Raw genomic sequence first — 21,150 nt, 5'->3', positions numbered from 1 at the left:
GGGGCCCTTTTGTAACCGGATCGTGGTCGAATCGGACCGGGGTTCCAAGGTAACTCGCATATGCTGGCAAGATGACGTGTGGAAACGCCCGGGTCCTGTGATGGCCCTGAAAACCTGGAGTCCCGGCCGCAAAATCGCCTTGCTGGGGGTGCTCTGCGCCCTGGCTGCCGGCGGCGGAGCCTTCGCCGCGGCGGCACCGGGGCTGGCCCAGTCCGCGATTTCCTCCGAGGCTGGATCCCCGGCCCGGACGACGCCGGGGCTCGCCGTCCCGGTGGTTGCCCCCGCGGAACTCGCCGTCACACCCGCCGACGAGGCCAAGCAGGTCAACCCGGCGACGCCGGTATCCCTCAAGGTCACCAACGGCCGCATTGACCGTGCGGCCCTTACCAGCGCCGACGGCGACACGGTCGACGGCACGCTCAGCGCGGACGGGGCGGCCTGGACTTCGTCCGGCGACCTCGCGTTCAACACCCGCTACAGCTACACGTACTCCGTGGTGGACGACGCGGGACGCCAGACCCACAGCACGCGGACATTCACCACCGTCTCGACGGCCAACGAGGCCGACGCCGCGATCTACCCCCTGGACGGGATGAAGGTGGGCGTGGCCCAGCCCCTGCAGATCACCTTCAGCGAGCCGGTCCTGAACCGGGACGCCGTCGAGAAGGCCATCAAGATCACCTCCACGTCCGGCCAGAAGGGAGACTTCCGCTGGTTCAGCAAGAACACAGTCCGGTACCGGCCGGAGGCCTTCTGGGCCGCCAACAGCACCATCACCATGGAGATGAAGATGTTCGGCGTCGAACTGGGCAACGGGCAGGTCGGCAACTTCAACAAGACCGTCACCATCCACATCGGGGACAAGAAAGTGGCCGTCGCCGACGCCAAGGCCCATACCTTCTCGGTGAGCATCAACGACAAGCCGGTGGGGCAGTGGCCGGCGACCATGGGCGACACCCGGTTCCCCTCGGCCCGGGGCTTCCTGGTATTCATGGAGAAGCACCGCGTGGAGCACATGGATGCCTCCACGATCGGGCTCAAACCGGGGGACCCGGCCTATTACGGACAGCTTGACGTCAATTACGCCACGCGCCTGACGCCCAGCGGGGAGTTCATCCACCAGGCGACGGACACCGCGATGCCGTACCTGGGCAAGGCGAACCTCTCCCACGGCTGCATCGGCCTGGGCCCGGACGGGGCGCAGTGGGTCTTCGACAACATGACCACGGGCGATGTCGTCCAGGTGGTGAACACCGAGGGGGACTACGCCAACTACGATGACGGATTCGGGGATTGGAACATCCCCTGGTTCCAATACGCCAACTGACGGGGTGGCACCTCGCCGAGCCCAATCCTCTGACGGTAGGCTCGGAGCCAGATAAGTTGCGCAGCCAGGCGCAGGCCGGGCAGCACGAAAGCCTACGGAAGCGAAGCTCCACGTGACTGACAAAAGTCCTACCACTCCAGACCATCCGGATCCGCACCTGGATCCGACGGACGACACCGACGAGCCGGCGTTCGACTGGATGAAGCCGGCCTCAGCCGCCAAGTCCGCGCCCAATTCCACAGAGAAGTCCACCGAGAAGTCCACCGCCAGCACGGCCGCCGGCACAGCCGCGGCCGTAAGCCCGGCCGCGCCGTCGCCCGCCGCGTCCACGGCGGGCCAGCCGGAGAGCCGCGCCGACCGCAAGGCGGCCGAGGCGACGGCAGGCCAGCCGGAGGCAGTCCAGCCGGATACAGTCCAGCCGGATACAGTCCAGCCGGACGCCGAGAAATCCGGGGTACCCGCCGGCACGGCGCAGGAGGATATCGAGCGCCGCAACGCCGAGCGCCGCACTGCAGAACGCGAGCAGGCCGCCAGGACCAAGCCGGTCCTCCCGCGGGTGATGCAGGTGCTGCTCGCCGTGATCTACCCGCTCATCCTGCTGGTGCTGGCAGTCCGCGCCGTGACCAGCCCCATGTTCCTTTGGGTCGAATACAACCGTCCGGGCTTCCCCGGCGACGGCTACGGCTTCAGCACGGATGACCGCATGACCTACGGCTCCTACGCGGTGGACTACCTCAGCAACTGGTCGGGTCCGCGCTACCTCGGCGATCTTGTGGACCAAAGCGGGGAGCGGCTGTTCAGGGACGGCGAGGTCAGCCACATGGCCGACGTCAAGGCTGTCATCCTGTCGACCTTCGGTGCCGGCACCCTGCTGATCCTGCTGGGCCTGGTTGCGGTGATCTACCTGAAGCGGAAACGCAGGGGCGGAGTCCGCCGCGGCCTGTTCGCCGGCTCGATCGTCACCCTCGCGATCATCATCGGCCTCGGAACCCTCGCCGCGCTCGGCTGGGAGCAGTTCTTCACCGATTTCCACCGCATTTTCTTCGCCAACGGGACCTGGACGTTTTCGCTCCAGGACACCCTGATCCGGCTGTTCCCTGGCCAGTTCTGGATGGACGCAGGGATCGTCATCGGAGCCCTCGTCCTGCTTGCTTCCCTTCTCACCCTCATCCTGACCTGGCCCACGCGCCGGCGCCGCGGTCTTGGCAAGAAGGCGGCCGACGCGTCCACGGCCACGGATACTGAGAAAAACGACACGGAGACCGACACGAAGACCGCCACGGCGACAGCCACCGGCGCGGACACCGTTGACACCGCAGGGGCTGGTCCCGTGGCGGACGGCACGGCAGGAAGCACCGGCAACACCGGCAACGAGGAAACGGGCACAGCACGCACCCGGCACACCGTCTAGGGGAGAATCTGCCCTAGACGGGCTCAGCGGTAGATGCGGTTGATGTGCTCCTCGTAATCCCGCACGACGGCGGCCCGCTTGAGTTTGAGCGAAGGCGTCAGATGCCCCGATTCCACCGTAAAGTCGGCGTCCAGGACGACGAAGCTGCGGATGGATTCGGCCTTCGAGACCGTCAGGTTCGCCTCGTCAATGGCGCCCTGGATCGAGGCCCGGACGCTCTCATCGGCGGCGGCTTCGGCCGGACCCATGACGGGCACTTTCCGGGCGGTGCACCAGTTCTGCAGGCCTTCCGGGTCCAGGTTGACCAGTGCCGAGACAAACGGCCGGCCGTCGCCAATGACCACGGCCTGTCCCACCAGCTGGTGCTCCCGGATCTTCTCCTCGAGCGGGCCCGGGGCGACGTTCTTGCCGCCGGCGGTGACCAGCAGGTCCTTCTTCCGGCCCGTGATGGTCAGGAACCCGTCCTCGTCGAGGGAGCCGAGATCGCCGGTCCGGAAGAACCCGTCCACGAACGCCTCAGCATTGGCGGCCGCGTTGGCATGGTAGCCCTTGAAGACGCCGATGCCCTTGACCAGGATCTCGCCGTCGTCGGCCACCCGGACCGTGGTTCCCGGTACCGGGATGCCCACAGTCCCCACCTTGGTCCGGGCCGGAGTGTTGGCCGTGCACGGCGCCGTGGTTTCGGTCAGGCCGTAGCCTTCCAGCACGGGGATGCCCGCTCCGCGAAAGAAATGGGCGTCACGGGAGCTGAGCGGGCTGGCGCCGGAGACCGTGTACCGCAGCTGGCCGCCGAAGGCCTGCCGCAGCCTGGGGTACAGCAGCCGGTCGAAGAGTGCGTGCCGGGCGCGCAGGAGGAGCCCGGGCCCGGTGCCGTCACCCCGGGAAGCGGCGTCCAGGGCCTTGGAGTAGTCGATCGCGGCCGCCGCTGCCGCCGTGAAGCCGCGCTCCTTGCCGGCGGCGGCAGCCTTTTGCGCGGCCCCGGCGTAGACCTTTTCGAAGATCCGGGGGACCACCAGCAGGAAGGTGGGCCTGAAGCTGGCCAGGTCTTCCAGGAGCTCCTTGGCGCTGGCGGTGTGGCCGACGGTGGTGCCGGAGCTCAGGCAGATCACCTGCACCGCCCTGGCCAAAACGTGCGCCAGGGGCAGGAACATCAGCGTCCGGGAGCGCGGCTGCAGGAGGAGCTCCGGCAGGAACAGGACGATATTCTTCGCGACCAGGGCAAAGTTGGCGTGGGTGATCTCGCAACCCTTGGGCTTGCCGGTGGTGCCTGAGGTGTACACCAGGGACGCCACGTCCGCGAGGGACGCCGTACTCCGGTGGCGTTCGAGCTCGGCGTCGGTGACCCCGGTGCCGGCGGCGGCCAGGCTCGAAAGGTTCGGTGCGGCGCCGTCGTGCTCCATCCGCACGACGGCGACAAGCCGGTCGCCGAGGACGGTGGAGGCGTCCAGGACGCCCTGGACGAGGGCCTCCTTGGCATGGTCCTCGACGAACACCCGCCGGGCGCCCGAGTCGTGGAGGATCCACTCGACCTGGCCCGCGGAGGAGGTCTCGTAGATCGGTACAGTGACGCCACCGGCAAACCAGATGGCAAAATCCACCACCGTCCACTCGTACCGGGTGGAGGACATGACAGCTACGGTTTCGCCCGGGGCGAGTCCGCCGGCAATCAGGCCTTTGGCCAGCGCGGTGACCTGCTCCAGGAAGTGGTGGACGGAGACATCGGCCCAGCCGGCGGGGCCCTTGCGGGAGTAGAGGGCGTGCACGGGGTCCTTCGCGTGCTGCTCCAGGAGCAGGTCCGTCACGTTGCTCTCCGGGTCCAGCTCCACGAGCAGTCCGGTGCTTGCTTCTCTCACAACCGAGTCTCCATTTCCTGGTCCGCCCGGAGTTCGGCGGACTTTCCCCTGCAATCCTGCCCTAGATCCAGGACGGCATCCACATCCGCATGCGCCAGTCCGGGTAGGGGATCACCTCGGCAGTCCAGACCGGATAGAAGAACGCGGACAGCAGTACGGCCGCCACCACGAACAGCGCCACGAGGCAGAATCCGGACCGGCGGCGCCAGAGGGGATCGGTCCGCTGGCCGAGAACCAGCCCCAGGCAATAGACAAGCGCCAGGATCAGGAACGGTTCAAAGGACACGGCGTAGAAGAAGAACATGGTGCGTTCCGGGTACATGAACCAGGGGAGGTAGCCGGCGGCCACTCCTGCCAGGACTGCGCCGGCGCGCCAGTCGCGGCGGCCGGCCCACCAGAACAGCAGGATGCCCAGGCTGACGGCCGCACTCCACCAGATCAGCGGGTTGCCCACCGAGAGGATGGCGGTGGTGCAGTTGCCGAATTCGCAGCCGGGGCTGCCCTGCCCGGGGGATTCGTAGAAGAACGACGTCGGCCGGCCCATGACGAGCCAGCTCCAGGCGCTGGCCTCGTACGGATGGTCGGAGTTCAGGCCCTGATGAAACTTGTAGGCCTCCAAATGGTAGTGCGCCAGGGACCGTACGGCGTTCGGCAGCCAGCCCCACTCGGCCGAGGGGTTGGTCTCGGCCCAGTGCCTGAAGTACGCGTCCTTGGACCGGAACCAGCCGATCCACGTGGCGCCGTAGACCACGGCGGCCACCGGAACGATGCTCAGGAAGGCCGGGACGCCGTCCTTGAGGATGCCTGCGCTGATCCAGGCATGCACGCCGGCGATGCGCCGGGCGCTGAGGTCCCAGAACACGGTCAGCAGGCCGAATCCCGCCAGGAAGAACAGGGCGGACCATTTGGTGCCGACAGCCAGGCCCAGGCAGACGCCCGCCGCGAGCCGCCACCACCGGATGCCGAGCCACGGCCCGGAGGTGAGCTGGAGCGCCGAGGGCCGCCCCGTGGCCGAGGCCGCGGACTGCCGCCCGAGCCGGGCCGCCAGCCGCCGCCGGCCGTCGTCGCGGTCCATCAGCAGGGCACCGAACGCGGCAAGGATCCAGAACATGAGGAAGATGTCCAGCAGGGAGGTACGGGACATGACGAGGTGGTGGCCGTCCACGGCGAGCAGGACGCCGGCGACGGCGCCCAGGGTCAGTGAGCGGAAGAGCTTCTGCGCGATCAGGGCCAGCAGGAAGATGGACAGCGTCCCCGTCAGCGCCGCACCGAACCGCCAGCCGAAGGGATTGTCCGCCCCGAAAAGCCACATGCCGAAGGCGATCATCCATTTGCCGACCGGCGGGTGCACCACGTACTCCGGCGTGTTCAGCAGCACGCCGGGGTGGCCGGCTATGAAGGCGTCGTTCGCCCGGTCGGGCCAGCTGCGCTCGTACCCGCTGACCAGGAAAGAATAGGCGTCTTTGACGTAATAGGTTTCGTCAAAGACCAGGTTTCGCGGCGTGTCCAGCCGGACGAACCGCAGGACGCCGCCCAGCGCCGCCGTGAGGGCGGGGATGAGCCAGTACCAGAGCCGTAGCGACGCCGGGTAGTCCCGCCAGCTCTGGATGCTGCCGATCAGGCGTTCCTTGAGGGCCTCTGGGGTGTTGGCCTCGGCGGGGCGGCCGATCCAGCGGTGTCCCTCAAGGTTGCGGCCGGTGCGGAAGCGGGCACTGGCTTTGCCGTCGGCGCTGCCGCGGGCACTGGCTGGGCCTGATGTCGGCGATGCGGCGGGGCCAGCCTCGGGCTGCCGCGTGGGGGTCTGGGTCACGTTGCCCATGCTACCTTTCGCGGCTGTGCCAGCAGGGCTGCGCCCCGGCGGCAGTAGGCTGGACTTGTGGACCACGAACCCAGCACTTCCCCCCTTCCTCCCCTTGATCCCCCTCTCGATGGCGACGCCCCCGCCGTCGTTCCCGCTGCCGGCGTTCCCGCCACTGATGTTCCCGCCAGGGGCGGGCCCGGCAGGATCGTCCTCGCGGCGACGCCGATCGGGAACACCGGCGATGCCTCGGCGCGGCTCGTGGAGTTGCTGACGACGGCGGACATCGTCGCCGCCGAGGACACCCGGAGGCTGCACCGCCTCGTGCAGAACCTCGGCATCACCGTGGCCGGCCGGATCATCAGCTATCACGAGCACAACGAGGCAGCCAAGACAGCGGACCTGCTGGAGCAGGTCCGCGCCGGCAAGACCCTGGTCATGGTGACCGACGCCGGCATGCCGTCCGTCTCTGACCCGGGGTTCCGGCTGGTTGAAGGTGCCGTGGCGGCCGGGCTCACGGTCACCGCCGCACCGGGCCCCTCCGCCGTGCTGACCGCCCTGGCCCTGTCCGGCCTCCCGACGGACCGCTTTTGCTTCGAAGGGTTCCTGCCGCGCAAGGCAGGCGAACGCTCCTCGCGGCTGGCGGACCTCGACGCCGAGCGGCGCACCATGGTGTTTTTCGAGGCGCCGCACCGGCTGGAGCCCATGCTGCGGGCCCTGCACGAAAGCTTCGGCGCCGACCGCCGGGCCGCCGTGTGCCGTGAACTCACCAAGACCTATGAAGAGGTCATCCGCGGCACGCTGCGCGAACTGCTCGAATGGGCCGAGTCCAACGAGGTGCGCGGCGAAATCGCCGTCGTGGTGGGCGGCGCTCCCGAACGCGAACCCGGGCGGCCGGAGGACCACGTGGCCGCCGTCAACGGGCTGATAGCCCAGGGCATCCGGCTGAAGGAGGCCGTCGCGGCGGTGGCCGACGACGCGAAGGTCAGCAAGCGCGAACTCTATTCCGCCGTGCTCGCCGCGCGCTGATCCGGGCAGCGGATTTCCGGCCCCTTGGACCTTCCGGGCCGGCTTCGCCGGGGCTCCCATCCAGTAGCGCAGATCAGCACAAATGTGTTGTGCAGCTGCACAACATATGCTGGATCGGGTAGTGCGCCCATGCATAGACTTGCCAGTAAGCGCAGCAGTACCGTGGCAGTAATCCAGACGCCCGGGCCTGCCTGTGGGAACGTGCGCCTGCACCAAGAACTAATTCAACAAGCTAGTGCCAACAAACTAGGCAAACCGAATTGCTGACGAGGGAGTCGTTGTGACTGTAACTGCCCAGCCTATTGTTTCCGCGGAGCGGGAGAGTGCCCTGCTGGCCTCGGTCCCGACGGGCCTGCTGATCAACGGCGAATGGCGTCCGGCCGCGTCCGGGAAAACTTTCGACGTGGAGGACCCGGCCACCGGGAAGGTGCTGCTGAGCATTGCCGACGCCGGTCCGGAGGACGGGAAGGCGGCCCTGGACGCGGCCGCCGCCGCGCAGGAGTCCTGGGCGAAGGTCCCCGCCCGGGAACGCGGGGAGATCCTGCGCCGCGCCTTCGAGATGGTCACGGCCCGCGCGGAGGACTTCGCGCTGCTGATGACCCTGGAGATGGGCAAGCCGCTGGCCGAGGCCCGCGGCGAGGTCACGTACGGCGCCGAGTTCCTGCGCTGGTTCTCCGAGGAGGCCGTGCGCGCGTTCGGCCGGTACTCGGTCTCCCCGGACGGGAAGTCCCGGCTGCTGGTGACCAAGAAGCCGGTGGGCCCGTGCCTGCTGATCACGCCGTGGAACTTTCCGCTCGCCATGGCGACCCGGAAGATCGCCCCGGCGGTCGCGGCCGGCTGCACCATGGTGCTGAAGTCCGCGAACCTGACGCCGCTGACGTCCCAGCTGTTCGCCGCGGTGATGGTCGAGGCCGGGCTGCCGGCCGGCGTCCTGAACGTCATCCCGACCTCCACTGCCGGTGCCACCACGGGGCCGCTGATCAAGGACTCCCGGCTCCGGAAGCTGTCCTTCACCGGTTCCACCGAGGTCGGCCGCCGGCTGCTCTCGGACGCCTCCGAGACGGTGCTGCGGACCTCGATGGAGCTCGGCGGGAACGCCCCGTTCGTGGTGTTCGGGGACGCCGACGTCGATGCCGCCGTGGCGGGGGCGATGCTGGCGAAGCTGCGGAACATGGGCGAGGCCTGCACCGCGGCGAACCGGTTCATCGTGCACGAGTCGGTCGCGGACGAGTTCGCGGAGAAGTTCGCCGCGAAAATGGGCGAGATGACCACGGCCCGCGGCACCGAGCCCGAGTCCAAGGTGGGCCCGCTGATCGATGCCAAGAGCCGGGACAAGGTCCACGAGCTGGTCACCGACGCCGTGAACTCCGGCGCGGTCGCGGTGACCGGCGGCTCCGCCGTCGAGGGCCCGGGCTACTTCTACCAGCCGACCATCCTCAAGGGCGTCACGGAGGGCACCCGGATCCTGTCCGAGGAAATCTTCGGACCCGTCGCCCCGATCATCACCTTCGACACCGAGGACGAGGCCGTCCGGCTCGCGAACAACACCGAATACGGGCTCGTCGCGTACGTCTTCACCCGGGACCTGAACCGCGGCATCCGGATGGGCGAACGCCTTGAGACCGGCATGCTGGGCCTGAACGCCGGCGTGGTCTCGAACGCGGCCGCACCGTTCGGCGGGGTCAAGCAGTCCGGCCTGGGCCGCGAAGGCGGCCTCGAGGGCATCGAGGAATACCTCTACACCCAGTACATCGGCATCGCCGACCCGTACGCCGGCTAAGCCCAGACCCTAGCCGCGGCGCACCCGGCGGACGGAATTGCGGATCTTCCCCCAGGATCCCGCGAGTCCCCGCCGGGTGCGTTGTGCTGTCCGGGAGATGGCCCGGCCGGGCAGTGAGAGGGCCCGCCGCCAGCCGGACATCACCGACGGCGGCAGCCAGGCCGCACGCAGCCGGACCAGGGGCCCCGCGTTGGACCGCAGCGCGGCCTGCACCAGGGCAATCCTGGCCGCGGCGGAGTCGGCCGGGTCCGCAGACCCCGCGTCGTCCGCCGAACCGGCGGCACCCGGGCGGCCGTACTGCTCACGTTCAAAGTCCTCGGTGAGGGCTGCCGCGGCGCGCTGCCCGGGTCCGTCCGTGACGCCGGGTTCACCCAGCGCCGCCGAGGCGCGCAACCGCGCGGAGAAATGCCGCGGCGTCTCGCTCGCTCCGGGCGCCACGCCGTAGTCCATGGCGAGGTCCCGCAGTTCCACCCACGCCGGCAGGGCCGTGCCGGCTGTACCGGGATAGCCGCGGGCCGCCGTCCTTAGCCGGCGCCGGCGCACGCCGCCGCGCACCAGCCGCGGGGAAGCCACGATCAGTGCCAGCAGCAGCACCGCGCCAAGGCCGTAGAGCGCCTGTGCCGAGTAGCCGCCGCCAGCGGCCGGAGTCCCGGTGCCGGGCAGGGGCACCGCGCCGGGGGCGGGGACCGGTGCCTGGGTGGAACCGTCCCCGGGAGTCAGGGCGTCGTTGCGTTCATTGGTGCTGGCACCGCTGGGCGCGGCAGCCTCCGTGGCATAAGCCGGCACGACGCCGCGGGACGGTGTCGGCTCAAACGGGACCCAGCCGACACCCTGGAAATATAGTTCCGGCCAGGCATGGGCGTCGCGCGCATCGACCTCGAACTCCGGCAGCGGACCCTGTCCCGAGACCGCCACAGTGGCTCCCGTGGGGCGCCCCGGTGCGTAGCCCACGGCGATCCTGCTCGGAATGCCCTCCAGCCTGGCCATCACGGCCATGGCAGAAGCGAAATGAATGCAGTAGCCGCTCTTCTGGGCCAGGAAGTCAGCCAGCACCGACAGGCCGTTGCCGTCGTAGCCGCCCTGCACAGGGGACTGCAGGGAATAGCTGAACTCCGTGGAGCGCAGATACCGCTGGATGGCCATGGCCCGCGCATACGGCGTGGCCGCTCCGGCGGTCACGGTCTTGGCTGTGCTCCGCACAACCTCCGGAACGTTTGATGGTTCCCGGAGGAACTGCTCGGGAACTCCGCGCACGGGATCGGAGGCCCGGGCCAGCAGCGCGGCCGTGAGCTGGGGCGTGACGGACGTGACCACATACTGCTGGTCGCGGGAGTTCGTGTCGATTCCCTTGATGCTCAGCGTGGCCGGGTCCCAGCTCCAGCGCCCCGTGAGGCCGTTGACCGATTCCGGTGCATACGGTGAGGGCAGGTATGGACTCGTGTACTGCCCCGTGTTGACGGCGGTGATGATGCGGAACTCCGTCGCGGCGGTATCAAGCCCGGACTCGATCCTGCCCGTGCCCGGCTGCCGGGTGGATTCCCGGTCATCCGGTGACCAGGAATCGCCGTCGAAGCTGTCCACCGTCACCGACCGCAGGTACGGCGTCGTCGGCGCGTTCGTGGCGAAGGTGATCCGGCCGTCGCCGGACGGGCTGCGCAGGCTGTTGCCCAGGCTGATCATCGGATTCAGGCCGGTGGCGCTGCCGAACGGGTTCAGCCGCGAGCCCTGGGGGAACGTGCCCTGGTCGAAACCCGGGATGACCGGCTGCAGCAGCAGCGTCACGGTCAGCGCGGCGGCGGCCGTGACCGCGCCGCGCCTGAGCTGCCCGGGGTTCCGGGCGGTGTCGGCCAGCGTGCGGGCATCCGGCGTGAACCAATGGCTGCACCCCAGGATCAACAGGTACCCGATGGCGGCGCCGACGAACCCCAATACCCCCACGCTCTGCGGCTTAACGATGGCGGGAACCACGAGGATCGCCAGGATCCCCAGCCCGCTCGTGGCCGGCAGCGCCAGCGGGAACGCGAGGGCATCGATCAGGATCACCAGCAGCCCGAGGACCGCGCAGATCAGCATGACGATGCCGGCGTTGGGGGCCACCGGGGTGCTCTCGGCAAGGACCGTTTCGCTGGCGCGCCTGAGGAACTTGCCTAGGTAGGTCATGGTCTCCGGGGACGGGATGAACCCGGCAATGCTGTGCTGCCGGAAGAAAATGAAGGTCAGGGACACGACAAGTGCCACCAGGCCGCCGGCAGCCACGAGCCAGGTCCGGGCACGCAGTGACCGGAGCATCGCCATGGAGAATGCCACGGCCAGGACGGTACTGAACACCGGGGAGTACCAGGCCCAGCCACGCAGTACGCCGTTGAATCCGAAGGCCGCGCCGGCGACGGCCACCGCGACGGCGGTCCCCATCACCCAGGGCAGGGCGCCGGGTCCTTCCCGCCGGGACCCCGCGCCGGGGGACAGGACTGTCGGTTCTTCCGCGCCGGCCGTGCCGGGGCGGGATGCGGAGCTGCGCTGCGGTGCGAGCGTCATAGCCGGCCCCCCACGCCGCGGCGAACGTCCGCTGCAGCGGACATCGTCGGGTCTGCCTCATCGAAGGCCGCCCAGGCGGCGGGCAGCGGGCTCCGGGCTGAAACCGCCACGGCTCGCCATCCGCCCCTCCGCAGCGCTTCCAGCACCTCTGGCATCCCGGCGGAACCATGGGCCTGGTCCGTGACCAGCAGCGCGAAGGCGTTCGCGCCGAACCCGGCCGCCGGGGACAACGCCTGGGCCTCGGCCAGGGACAGGCTGCCCAAGATCGCCAGGACCGGTCCGCGCAGCCGGTGGGCGGAGAGCTTGTCCATCAACGTGTCGTCGAAGTCCCGCGGCGTGTTCCCGGCGGCTGCGGCGCCCCTTGTGCCCCCGCCGCGCACGGTTTCATGCGCGGTGGAGGCGGCCTGGGGTTCCGGGCTGGCCGCCTGCGGGCTCGGCCGCCGGCGGGGTTCCTGGACGCGGTTGCGGTGCGGGTGGACGCGGTGCGGGCCGGAGAGCTCGATGGCGGCGAGGCTTTCCGCGATGGACTGCAGCCCGGCCGTGCCGGTGTATTCCTCGGCCTCGGGATCGGGAGCCGACGGCGAATTCCGGAAGGCGGGGGCGCCCGCGCTGTCCAGGAACCGCAGCGTGTAGTTGCGTTCGGCGAGGTGCGCGCCGATCGACATCGCCGCCGTGACGGCCCATTCGAAGGCGTCGCAGCTCAGCAGGTCATGGCCATCGCCTTCCCCTCCCCCCGAATGGCCCGAGGAATGGGCGGCGTGGCCAAACACGCCGTGCGGATACGCCGAGAGCCGCTGATCCAGGATGATGGTCGCCTCGGGGGTCGTGACGGATTCCTCCTGCCGCACCATGAGGGATCCGTGGCGGGCAGTTGCGGCCCAGTGCACCCGGCGCATCGGATCGCCGTGGCGGTATTCGCGGGTCATGACGTCGTCGTCGCTGGGATTCGCCCGGGCCCGGGTGGCTGTCACGCCGTCGTGTCCGCGGGCACCGGCCAGCCCTGTCTCTGGGAGCTGGACGGCGGCCGGCGTCACGGTCAGGAGGTCGCCGTCGTCGATCGCGTGGCGGTGGAAGGACAGCCCGAAGGGGTCGCTGAATTCCGCCGTGACGGGCCCGATCAGGAACTGGCCGCGCTTGGCCGAGCGAAGGTGGTACTCATAGCGGCTGGCGCCGCCGGTGGCCCTGCGTGCCGGGAAACGGAAGACGGGGGATTCGCCGAACCGGGCCGGCAAGTGTTCCTCCATGATGGCGTGGCCGGTTCCGGGCCCGGTCCGCGCGACGGCCAGCCGCACCGTGGTGCGCGCGGACGTTTCAACCGGCGACGGGCTGAATTCGCGGTAGACCCGGAACCTGGGCTTCAGGACCCGGGTTCCGGCCAGGGCCAGCAGGGGCAGGACCAGCAGCAGCACGGCCAGCGCCAGCAGATCCCGGCGTCCCATGATCTGGGCGGCCAGCAGGGACACCGCACCCGCGCCGAGCAGGCCCCAGCCGCGGGTGCTGAAGATGTGTCCGGGGAACCGGTCCCTCAACGCCACGGCGGGACCGCTCCTAACGCGGATTCGGCAGTTTGGGCGACGGCGCGGCAGCCATGGCCTTGTTCCGGCCAGGGCGGCCGGCTCCGTTGGTTGACCCTGTCACTTCCGGGGCGACCGGGGTCTTGGCGATGATGGCCCGGATGACGCTTTGCGGCGTTTCGCCCGCGCTGGCCGCCTTGCGGTCGAGGATGATCCGGTGGGCCAGCACTGCTTCGGCGACGCTGACGACGTCGTCCGGCAGCACGAAGTCCCGGCCCTCCAGCGCGGCGGTGGCCTTCGCCGCACGCAGGAGCTGCAGCATGGACCGCGGGCTGGCTCCGAGCCGGAGAAGCCCGCTTTCACGCGTGGCCCGTCCCAAGGCCACCGTGTACTCCTTGATGGACCGGGAGACGTAGACCTGCTGCACCGAGGCAATCATCGCGGCCACTTCCGCCGCCGTGACAACTGCGCTCACGCGGGCCAGCGGAGAGGATGCCTGGTGGGTTTCGAGCATCTCCATCTCGGACTCCCTGTCCGGGTAGCCCATGGAAATCCGGGCCATGAAGCGGTCCCGCTGGGCCTCCGGGAGCGGGTAGGTGCCCTCCATCTCAATGGGGTTCTGCGTCGCCACCACCATGAACGGCTCATCCAGCCGGTAGGACGTGCCGTCCACGGTGACCTGATGCTCCTCCATGCACTCCAGCAGGGCCGATTGGGTCTTGGCCGAGGCGCGGTTGATTTCGTCCCCGATGACGATGTTGGCGAACACCGCGCCGTGCCGGAACTCGAAGGTCCGGGTCGCCTGGTTGTAGACGGACACGCCGGTGACATCGGACGGGAGCAGGTCCGGGGTGAACTGGATCCGGCTGACGGAACAGTCGATGGTCCGGGCCAGGGTCTTGGCCAGCAGCGTCTTGCCCACCCCCGGGACGTCTTCCAGGAGCAGATGGCCCTGCGCGAGGAGCACCGTGAGCGCCAGTTTTGCCGCTTCGGCCTTGCCGTCGATGACTGTATTGATGGCCGTCAGGATCCGGGTGCTGGCCGAGTGGAAGGCGTCCGCGTCCAACGCCGGCGCCGAGGACCGGTGTCCGGCTGCGTTGGAGTCCAGGGCTGATGGGCCCGGGAAGCTCTGTCCTTCGGGGAGGACGTCGTCTACGGAAGTGCGCTGGTAATCCATCGGCAGCCTTTCAGGCCTTGTGGGTCCCGGAACGGACCGCCAGCGGCCGCCGGGCCCCGCAGTGGCGTTCGCCTGTTTCCTAACGGGGAAATAACAGAGTACTAACAGACTACTAACACAACTGCCGGGCCTGACAGAGAGTTCCGGGGAATTCTGGGCGCCGGTTAGGGTGGAAGAATGCTCAATCCCCTCACTCCCGTCCCGTTCCGGGTGCCCGGAACCGACGGTACCGGACGCAGCGGGTATCCGCCCGCACCCGAGCCGCTTCCCGTGCCGGTCATGGACAACCACACGCATTTGGATTTTCCCGAAGCGGAGCTCCTGGTAGGCGTCAAGGACGCCCTCGATGCCGCCGAAGCGGTGGGCGTCCGGGGTGCGGTGCAAGTGGGCTGCGACCTCGAATCGTCCCGGTTCACGGTCAAGGCGGTTGACCTCGATTCGCGGCTCCTTGGCGCCGTGGCCCTCCACCCCAACGATGCCCCCGGCTACGCCCGGAGCGGGGGCCTGGAGGACGCTCTGGCCGAGATCGAGGCCCTGGCCGCCCATCCGAGGGTCCGGGCGATCGGCGAAACGGGCCTGGACTTCTTCCGCACCGAGGGGGAGGGCCTGGTCCACCAGCGCTATTCGTTCCGCCGCCATATCGACATCGCCAAACGACTGGGCCTGACGCTGCAAATCCACGACCGCGACGCCCACGACGATGTTGTCCAGGTACTGCGCGAAGAAGGGGCCCCGGAACGGGTGGTCTTCCATTGCTTTTCCGGCGACGAGACCCTCGCCCGGACCTGCAACGCGGAGGGCTGGTACATGTCCTTTGCCGGAACCGTGACGTTCAAGAACGCGGCGAACCTGCGCGCGGCGCTCGCCATTGCGGAGCCGGCCCGGATCCTGGTCGAAACCGACGCGCCGTTCCTCACCCCGCATCCTCACCGCGGCCGCCCGAACGCCAGCTACATGGTTCCATACACGGTCCGGGCCATGGCCGATGTGACTGGATCAGAGCTGTCCGGGCTGTGCGCGCAGATCGCCGAAAATACGGTGCGGGCATACGGATCCTGGGACTGAAACGGTCTCTTCCGGCTCCTCCTTATAGATACCGGGTATGCACAATTACTTGGTCCCTTTATAACGCTTCGGTTACAGTGGTCAACTATTAGCCGGGGTCGGGGAAGGCCTTCGGAGAATTTCACCCAAGCAGGGCGTGCATTGTGGCAAACGAACCACATGCGCGCTCTCGTTTTGGGTGAGGCAGTGCATGCATGTTTCGTGACGATCCGGACGCTGTTCGGAGCCGCCTTTGGCGCTCTCACGGAGGGTGGTCACGTGTACTTTTCCCCGTGCCCGGAAGGTCCAAGAGATTCGGGCAATTGTGGTCAAGTTCTTCACATCGGACGGCAAGATCAGCTTCGTCAAGGTTGGCACGCAGCTCGTAGTGCTGGTGGCACTCGTGCTGGGCCTCGTGGCCTTCGTCGGCAACAACAAGACGATCACACTCAACGTGGACGGCAAAGTCAGCTCCGTCCAGACCTTCGGCGGAACCGTCGGACAGGTCGTCAAGGGTGCCAAGGTTGAACTCCAGCCATCTGACAGGGTGTCGCCTTCGGTGGACTCCCATGTGCAGGACGGATCAGTCATCAACGTCAACCTCGCCAAGGCCGTCAAGGTCAGCCTGGACGGCGCCGAACGGACCATCTCCACTACCTCGCCCACAGTCGAAGGGCTCGTGACCGAACTCGGCGTCGCCAGCGCCTCGCAGGTCTCCGTGCCGAAGGACGCCCAGCTCGCCGTTTCCGGCTCCTTCGTGTCCATCTCCACGCCGAAGACCGTGAGCATCGTCGCGGACGGCAAGGCAGCCGCGACCACCACGACTGAGGCCACCGTGGCCAAGGTGCTCGAGGACGCAGGCATTTCGCTTGGAGCCAGCGACCGCCTCTCGCAGCCCGGGAACGCGCCGGTGGTCAACGACATGGTGATCAAGGTTTCCCGCGTTGATGTCAGCAAGACGGCCAACACCACCGAGCCGGTCGCGTTCGAGACACTCACCACCGAGAGCGCCGACATGTTCAAGGGTGAGAAGAAGGTCACCCAGGCGGGCGTCGCCGGCACTACGGCCAAGAGCTTCAAGCTGGTCCTCGTGGACGGCCGCGAAGCCTCCCGGACCCTGGTGTCCGAGACCGTCAGCGCCCAGCCGGTCACCGAAAAGGTGACTGTGGGCACCAAGGAAAAGCCCCAGGCTGCCGCCAACACCGGCGCCTCCGCCCCCGCCATGATGAACCAGGGCATGTGGGACAAGATCGCCCAGTGCGAGTCCGGCGGCAACTGGTCCATCAACTCCGGCAACGGGTACTACGGTGGCCTGCAGTTCGACGTCCGGACCTGGCTCGGCTCCGGCGGCGGCGCGTACGCCCCGAACGCCGCTGCGGCCACCAAAGCCCAGCAGATCGACATCGCCAACCGCGTCTACGCACAGCGCGGCCTGCAGCCTTGGGGTTGCGGCTGGGCCGCCTCCAGCTAGCAGGCCAGCCTAACTGGCAGGCCAGACTAATAGGCCAGACGAGTAAGCGAAGCCGTCGGCTGACCGCCGGCCACTGACCGCCCGAGTCCCGCGGCTGCTGACCACAGCCCGGGGCCGCACAGGCCGGGTCCGGATTCCTTCCGGGCCCGGCCTGCGGCGTACCGGGGCCGGGATAGGATACCTAGGTGACTGAACCGAGCCCCTCCGCCCCCGAAAGCCTGCCCGGAGCGGCGCCCGCACCGCTGATGGGTGCCTCCGATATCCGCCGGCTGGCAGAGGAAATCGGCGTGAGGCCCACCAAGACCCTCGGCCAGAACTTCGTCATAGACGGCAATACCATCCGGCGCATCGTGAACGCGGCTGACATCCGGGCCGATGAGACCGTCCTGGAGGTGGGGCCCGGGCTCGGGTCGCTGACCCTTGGCTTGCTGGACGCCGCCCGGACCGTGGTCGCCGTCGAAATTGATCCCGTCCTGGCCGGACGCCTGCCGGCCACGGTGGGGACGTGGCGGCCGGACGCCGTCGGGAATTTCCACCTCGTCCTGGCCGATGCCATGAAGGTGACGGAGCTGCCCGCTGAGCCGACGGCGCTTGTGGCGAACCTTCCCTACAACGTCGCCGTCCCCGTGGTGCTGCACCTCCTGCAGCACTTCCCGAGCCTGCAGCACGGCCTGGTCATGGTCCAGGATGAAGTCGCCGATCGGCTCGCGGCCGGGCCCGGTTCCAAGACCTATGGCGTGCCTTCGGTCAAGGCAGCCTGGTACAGCAGCATGCGCAAGGCCGGCGTGATCGGCATGAACGTCTTCTGGCCCGCGCCCAAGATCCATTCCGGGCTCGTCGCGTTCACCCGCCGGGAGCCCCCCGTCACCACCGCCACCAGGGAACAGGTCTTCGCCGTCATTGACGCCGCCTTCGCCCAGCGCCGCAAGACGCTCCGCGCGGCGCTGGCCGGCTGGGCAGGCAGCGCCGCCGACGCCGAACGCTGCCTGCGGGCCGCCGGCGTCGACCCCACAGCCCGCGGCGAAGTGATCGACATTGAGGCGTTCGCCAGAATCGCCGAAGCCCACGCACAGCCCGTCTCCTGAGCTCCTCGTGGGTTCCTGGTGAGCTCGTTGTGAGCCGGGCGGGCGGCGTTCCGTGCTTGGAGCCGGGGCCGCGATGCCATAGCGTGGAGCCATGAACGCAGTGAGAGGGCGCTTTGCCGCGAGGACTGTTCGAGTCAAGGCCCCGGGCAAGGTCAATGTCTCACTGGACGTAGGGCCGCTGCGGCCGGACGGCTACCACTCGGTGGCCAGCGTCTACCTGGCTGTCTCACTTTACGAAGAAGTTGCCGCCACCAGCACCGACACCGGCGAGATCACCGTCAGCATCAGCGGCGCGAGCACCCTGGACCTTGACGGCGTGGATATTCCGCTCGATCACCGCAACCTCGCCTACAAGGCGGCGGCCATCATGGCCGACGTCTCGGAGCATTCCACCGGTGTCCACCTGGAGATCACCAAGCGGGTGCCCGTGGCCGGCGGCATGGGCGGCGGGTCGGCCGACGCAGCCGCCACCTTGCTGGCCTGCGACGCATTGTGGAACAGCGGGCTGTCCCGCGATGAGCTGGCCCACCTGGCCGCAGAACTCGGCGCGGACGTACCCTTCGCACTGCTCGGCGGCACCGCCGTCGGCCTGGGCGTGGGCGATGACCTCTCGCCGGCCCTGGTCAAGGCCCAGACGGATTGGGTCCTGGTCACAGCGGACTTCGGCCTGTCCACCCCGGAGGTTTTCCGGACCCTGGACCGCCTGCGCGACGCCGAAGGGGTGGCGGTGGACGAACCGGACGCCGTGGACCCCGGCGTGATCACGGCACTGCGCACCGGCGACGCGGACGCCCTGAGCCGCGTCCTGGTCAACGACCTGCAACGCGCCTCGATCGAACTGGCCCCGGGCCTGCGTGAGACCCTGGGGCGCGGCGAGGCCTGCGGCGCGATTGCGGGCATCGTCTCCGGCTCCGGACCCACCGTCGCCTTCCTCGCGCACAGCCCCGCCGCGGCCGCCGGACTCGCCGAAGAGCTCCGCCACCACAGCTTCGACGCCTTGGCGGTGCACGGCCCGGTGCACGGGGCCCGCATCATCTCCGATACGCTCCTTTAGGAGCTTTTGACGCACCGCACCTCATGACTTAACAGCAACACTTCACCGTTACACCTAAGAAAGCAGTTCCCAGTGGCACACCTGCTCGGCGGCGAGAACCTCACGGTCTCGTATGCAACCCGTACCGTCCTCGATGGCATTACCCTCGGCCTTGAAGAGGGCGACCGGATCGGCATGGTGGGCCGCAACGGCGACGGCAAGTCGACGCTCATGCGGCTGCTGGCAATGCGCTCCACGCCCGACTCCGGCCGGGTGACCAAGCGCAGCGAGGTCAACATCGGCTACCTGGACCAGAGCGACGTGCTCGACGGCGACCTCACCGTCGGCGCCGCGATCGTGGGGGACCAGGCCGACTATGAATGGGCCCGCAATCCCCAGATCCGCGAAGTCATGGGCGGCCTCGTGTCCGACGTCGACTGGCACGCCAATGTCCATATGCTCTCCGGCGGGCAGAAGCGGCGTGTGGCGCTGGCTAAGCTGTTGATCGAGGACCACGACGTCATCATGCTCGATGAGCCCACCAACCACCTCGACGTCGAAGGCGTCGCGTGGCTGTCCCGGCACCTGAAGTCCCGCTGGCGGGCCAACCAGGGTGCCTTTCTCGTGGTCACCCACGACCGCTGGTTCCTCGATGAAGTCTGCAACAAGACCTGGGAGATCCACGACGGCATCATGGACCCCTTCGAGGGCGGGTACGCCGCCTACGTGCTGGCCCGCGCCGAACGCGACCGGATGGCTTCCGTCGTCGAAGGCAAGCGCCAGCAGCTGGTCAAGAAGGAACTTGCGTGGCTGCGCCGCGGCGCCCCGGCCCGCACCGCCAAGCCCAAGTTCCGGATCGAGGCGGCCAACGCGCTGATCGCCGACGTCCCCGAGCCGCGCGACTCGACGGCACTGAGCAAGATGGCCACCGCCCGGCTCGGCAAGGACGTCCTGGACCTCGAAAACGTCTCTCTGGACTTCCTCGGCGGCGATGCCGGACAGAAGCTCTTCGACAACATCACCCTGCGCCTCGCCCCGGGGGAGCGGCTTGGCCTCGTGGGCGTCAACGGCGCCGGCAAGACCACCCTGCTCAAGCTTCTCAACGGAGAAATCGAGCCTTCTTCCGGCAAGGTCAAGCGCGGGAAGACCGTGGTCACCGCCGTGCTGACGCAGGAGGTCAAGGAGCTCGACGACGTCTCGGACCTGCGCGTGATCGAGGTGATCGAACGCGAGAAGCGCTCCTTCAACGTCGGCGGCAAGGAATTCACCGCCGGACAACTCGTGGAGCAGCTCGGCTTCACCAATGAGAAGCAGTGGACCCCGGTCAAGGACCTCTCTGGTGGCGAACGACGGCGGCTGCAGCTGCTGCGCCTGCTCGTGGGCGAGCCGAACGTTCTGATGCTTGACGAACCGACCAACGACCTCGACACCGACACCCTCGCCGCCGTCGAGGATGTGCTCGATGGCTGGCCCGGGACACTCGTGGTGGTCAGCCACGACCGGTACCTGCTGGAGCGGGTCACGGACCACCAGATGGCGCTGCTGGGCGACGGCAAGATCCGTGCCCTGCCGCGCGGCGTGGACCAGTACCTCGAACTGCGCGAAGGGGCTCTGGCCGGTTCCACGATCACCGGCGGCGGCAACCCCGTCACCTCCTCCAGTGCCGGTTCCGCGCCGGCCGCCACCGGTCCCTCGGAGGCCGAGAAGCGCGACGCCCGCAAGGCCAAGAACCGGATCGACCGCCAGCTGGGCAAGCTCGAACAGCAGGAGAAGAAGCTCCACGAGCAGATGGTGAAAAGCACCGCGGACTCCGACTTCGACGCCCTCGCCGAGCAGAACAAAAAGCTGAAGACCCTGGCCGAAGAACGCGAAGCCCTGGAACTCGAATGGCTCGAAGCCCTGGAAGTGCTGGGGGAGTAGCTTCCGGGCCGTGGGACATGCCCAGTGTGTCTGAGCACGGATGGACATGTCCTTCGGCGTGACTGTCTTCCTCGGGACATGCCCCTTGGCGCGGGCCAACAATGGGCATGTCCCGTGCAGGGCGGAAACCCCGAGGGACACGTCCCTTCGCGCGGGCCAGGAATGGGCATGTT

At 68.5% G+C, this 21,150-nt stretch carries 14 protein-coding genes; 9 read left to right on the top strand and 5 right to left on the bottom strand.

Translation table 11 applies throughout. The features are described 5' to 3' along the window. Positions 1 to 100: 100 nt before the first annotated feature. Positions 101 to 1,327 (top strand): Ig-like domain-containing protein, encoded by a 1,227-nt coding sequence (locus tag ACFVTM_RS10145; protein WP_390203323.1) that lies wholly within the window; start codon positions 101 to 103, stop codon positions 1,325 to 1,327. A gap of 112 nt (positions 1,328 to 1,439) precedes the next feature. After that, on the top strand, positions 1,440 to 2,738 hold the full coding sequence (locus tag ACFVTM_RS10140) for a TIGR01906 family membrane protein (RefSeq protein ID WP_390203322.1): 1,299 nt from the start codon (positions 1,440 to 1,442) through the stop codon (positions 2,736 to 2,738). Positions 2,739 to 2,761: 23 nt separating this feature from the next. Here ACFVTM_RS10140 and ACFVTM_RS10135 read toward each other — a convergent pair whose 3' ends face one another. Together ACFVTM_RS10135 and ACFVTM_RS10130 are read right to left on the bottom strand one after the other, a co-directional pair. After that, the gene (locus ACFVTM_RS10135) at positions 2,762 to 4,591 is read right to left on the bottom strand and encodes an AMP-dependent synthetase/ligase (protein WP_390203321.1); all 1,830 of its coding nucleotides are present in this window, start codon (positions 4,589 to 4,591) and stop codon (positions 2,762 to 2,764) included. A gap of 61 nt (positions 4,592 to 4,652) precedes the next feature. Continuing rightward, positions 4,653 to 6,410, bottom strand: a complete 1,758-nt coding sequence (locus ACFVTM_RS10130; RefSeq protein WP_390203320.1) for a dolichyl-phosphate-mannose--protein mannosyltransferase — start codon at positions 6,408 to 6,410, stop codon at positions 4,653 to 4,655. Between the two features lie 57 nt (positions 6,411 to 6,467). Here ACFVTM_RS10130 and rsmI point away from each other — a divergent pair, with 57 nt between their 5' ends. Together rsmI and ACFVTM_RS10120 are read left to right on the top strand one after the other, a co-directional pair. Continuing rightward, complete coding sequence (gene rsmI / locus ACFVTM_RS10125) at positions 6,468 to 7,418, top strand: 16S rRNA (cytidine(1402)-2'-O)-methyltransferase (RefSeq protein ID WP_390203319.1); 951 nt, start codon at positions 6,468 to 6,470, stop codon at positions 7,416 to 7,418. A gap of 280 nt (positions 7,419 to 7,698) precedes the next feature. After that, the gene (locus tag ACFVTM_RS10120) at positions 7,699 to 9,198 is read left to right on the top strand and encodes an NAD-dependent succinate-semialdehyde dehydrogenase (RefSeq protein ID WP_390203318.1); all 1,500 of its coding nucleotides are present in this window, start codon (positions 7,699 to 7,701) and stop codon (positions 9,196 to 9,198) included. A 9-nt stretch (positions 9,199 to 9,207) separates the two neighbouring features. On the opposite strand, the gene ACFVTM_RS10115 is transcribed toward ACFVTM_RS10120, so the two are convergent. The 3 genes from ACFVTM_RS10115 to ACFVTM_RS10105 are packed head-to-tail and all read right to left on the bottom strand — an operon-like array spanning position 9,208 to position 14,424. Further along, complete coding sequence (locus ACFVTM_RS10115) at positions 9,208 to 11,733, bottom strand: transglutaminaseTgpA domain-containing protein (RefSeq protein WP_390203317.1); 2,526 nt, start codon at positions 11,731 to 11,733, stop codon at positions 9,208 to 9,210. Further along, positions 11,730 to 13,268: a DUF58 domain-containing protein gene (locus ACFVTM_RS10110; protein WP_390203316.1), complete on the bottom strand. Its 1,539-nt coding sequence runs from the start codon at positions 13,266 to 13,268 to the stop codon at positions 11,730 to 11,732. Before ACFVTM_RS10110 ends, ACFVTM_RS10115 begins: the two co-directional genes overlap by 4 nt. A gap of 13 nt (positions 13,269 to 13,281) precedes the next feature. Continuing rightward, positions 13,282 to 14,424, bottom strand: coding sequence for an AAA family ATPase (locus ACFVTM_RS10105; protein WP_390203315.1), 1,143 nt, complete (start codon positions 14,422 to 14,424; stop codon positions 13,282 to 13,284). 177 nt (positions 14,425 to 14,601) lie between these two features. Here ACFVTM_RS10105 and ACFVTM_RS10100 point away from each other — a divergent pair, with 177 nt between their 5' ends. The 5 genes from ACFVTM_RS10100 to ACFVTM_RS10080 all read left to right on the top strand — a co-directional run bounded on the left by ACFVTM_RS10100 (position 14,602) and on the right by ACFVTM_RS10080 (position 20,977). After that, positions 14,602 to 15,489, top strand: coding sequence for a TatD family hydrolase (locus ACFVTM_RS10100; protein ID WP_390203314.1), 888 nt, complete (start codon positions 14,602 to 14,604; stop codon positions 15,487 to 15,489). A 304-nt stretch (positions 15,490 to 15,793) separates the two neighbouring features. Then, positions 15,794 to 16,939: a transglycosylase family protein gene (locus ACFVTM_RS10095; RefSeq protein WP_390203313.1), complete on the top strand. Its 1,146-nt coding sequence runs from the start codon at positions 15,794 to 15,796 to the stop codon at positions 16,937 to 16,939. A gap of 185 nt (positions 16,940 to 17,124) precedes the next feature. Beyond that, the gene (gene rsmA, locus ACFVTM_RS10090; RefSeq protein WP_390203312.1) at positions 17,125 to 18,024 is read left to right on the top strand and encodes a 16S rRNA (adenine(1518)-N(6)/adenine(1519)-N(6))-dimethyltransferase RsmA; all 900 of its coding nucleotides are present in this window, start codon (positions 17,125 to 17,127) and stop codon (positions 18,022 to 18,024) included. Between the two features lie 91 nt (positions 18,025 to 18,115). After that, positions 18,116 to 19,078: a 4-(cytidine 5'-diphospho)-2-C-methyl-D-erythritol kinase gene (locus ACFVTM_RS10085; RefSeq protein WP_390203311.1), complete on the top strand. Its 963-nt coding sequence runs from the start codon at positions 18,116 to 18,118 to the stop codon at positions 19,076 to 19,078. A 72-nt stretch (positions 19,079 to 19,150) separates the two neighbouring features. After that, a complete protein-coding gene (locus tag ACFVTM_RS10080; RefSeq protein WP_390203310.1) occupies positions 19,151 to 20,977 on the top strand; it encodes an ABC-F family ATP-binding cassette domain-containing protein in 1,827 nt (608 codons plus the stop codon). Positions 20,978 to 21,150 lie beyond the last annotated feature (173 nt).

The organism is Arthrobacter sp. NPDC058130 (assembly GCF_042884475.1).
Lineage (GTDB): Bacteria > Actinomycetota > Actinomycetes > Actinomycetales > Micrococcaceae > Arthrobacter.
Note: the sequence above shows the minus strand (reverse complement) of the source record. Positions and strands in the feature narration are given on the sequence as shown.

What these genes read in the sequence shown, in the direction of transcription:
- ACFVTM_RS10145 (WP_390203323.1), top strand. Translation starts at nt 101, where the DNA reads ATGGCCCTGAAAACCTGGAGTCCCGGCCGCAAAATCGCCTTGCTGGGG.
- ACFVTM_RS10130 (WP_390203320.1), bottom strand. Translation starts at nt 6,410, where the DNA reads ATGGGCAACGTGACCCAGACCCCCACGCGGCAGCCCGAGGCTGGCCCC.
- ACFVTM_RS10115 (WP_390203317.1), bottom strand. Translation starts at nt 11,733, where the DNA reads ATGACGCTCGCACCGCAGCGCAGCTCCGCATCCCGCCCCGGCACGGCC.
- ACFVTM_RS10105 (WP_390203315.1), bottom strand. Translation starts at nt 14,424, where the DNA reads ATGGATTACCAGCGCACTTCCGTAGACGACGTCCTCCCCGAAGGACAG.
- ACFVTM_RS10100 (WP_390203314.1), top strand. Translation starts at nt 14,602, where the DNA reads ATGCTCAATCCCCTCACTCCCGTCCCGTTCCGGGTGCCCGGAACCGAC.
- ACFVTM_RS10085 (WP_390203311.1), top strand. Translation starts at nt 18,116, where the DNA reads ATGAACGCAGTGAGAGGGCGCTTTGCCGCGAGGACTGTTCGAGTCAAG.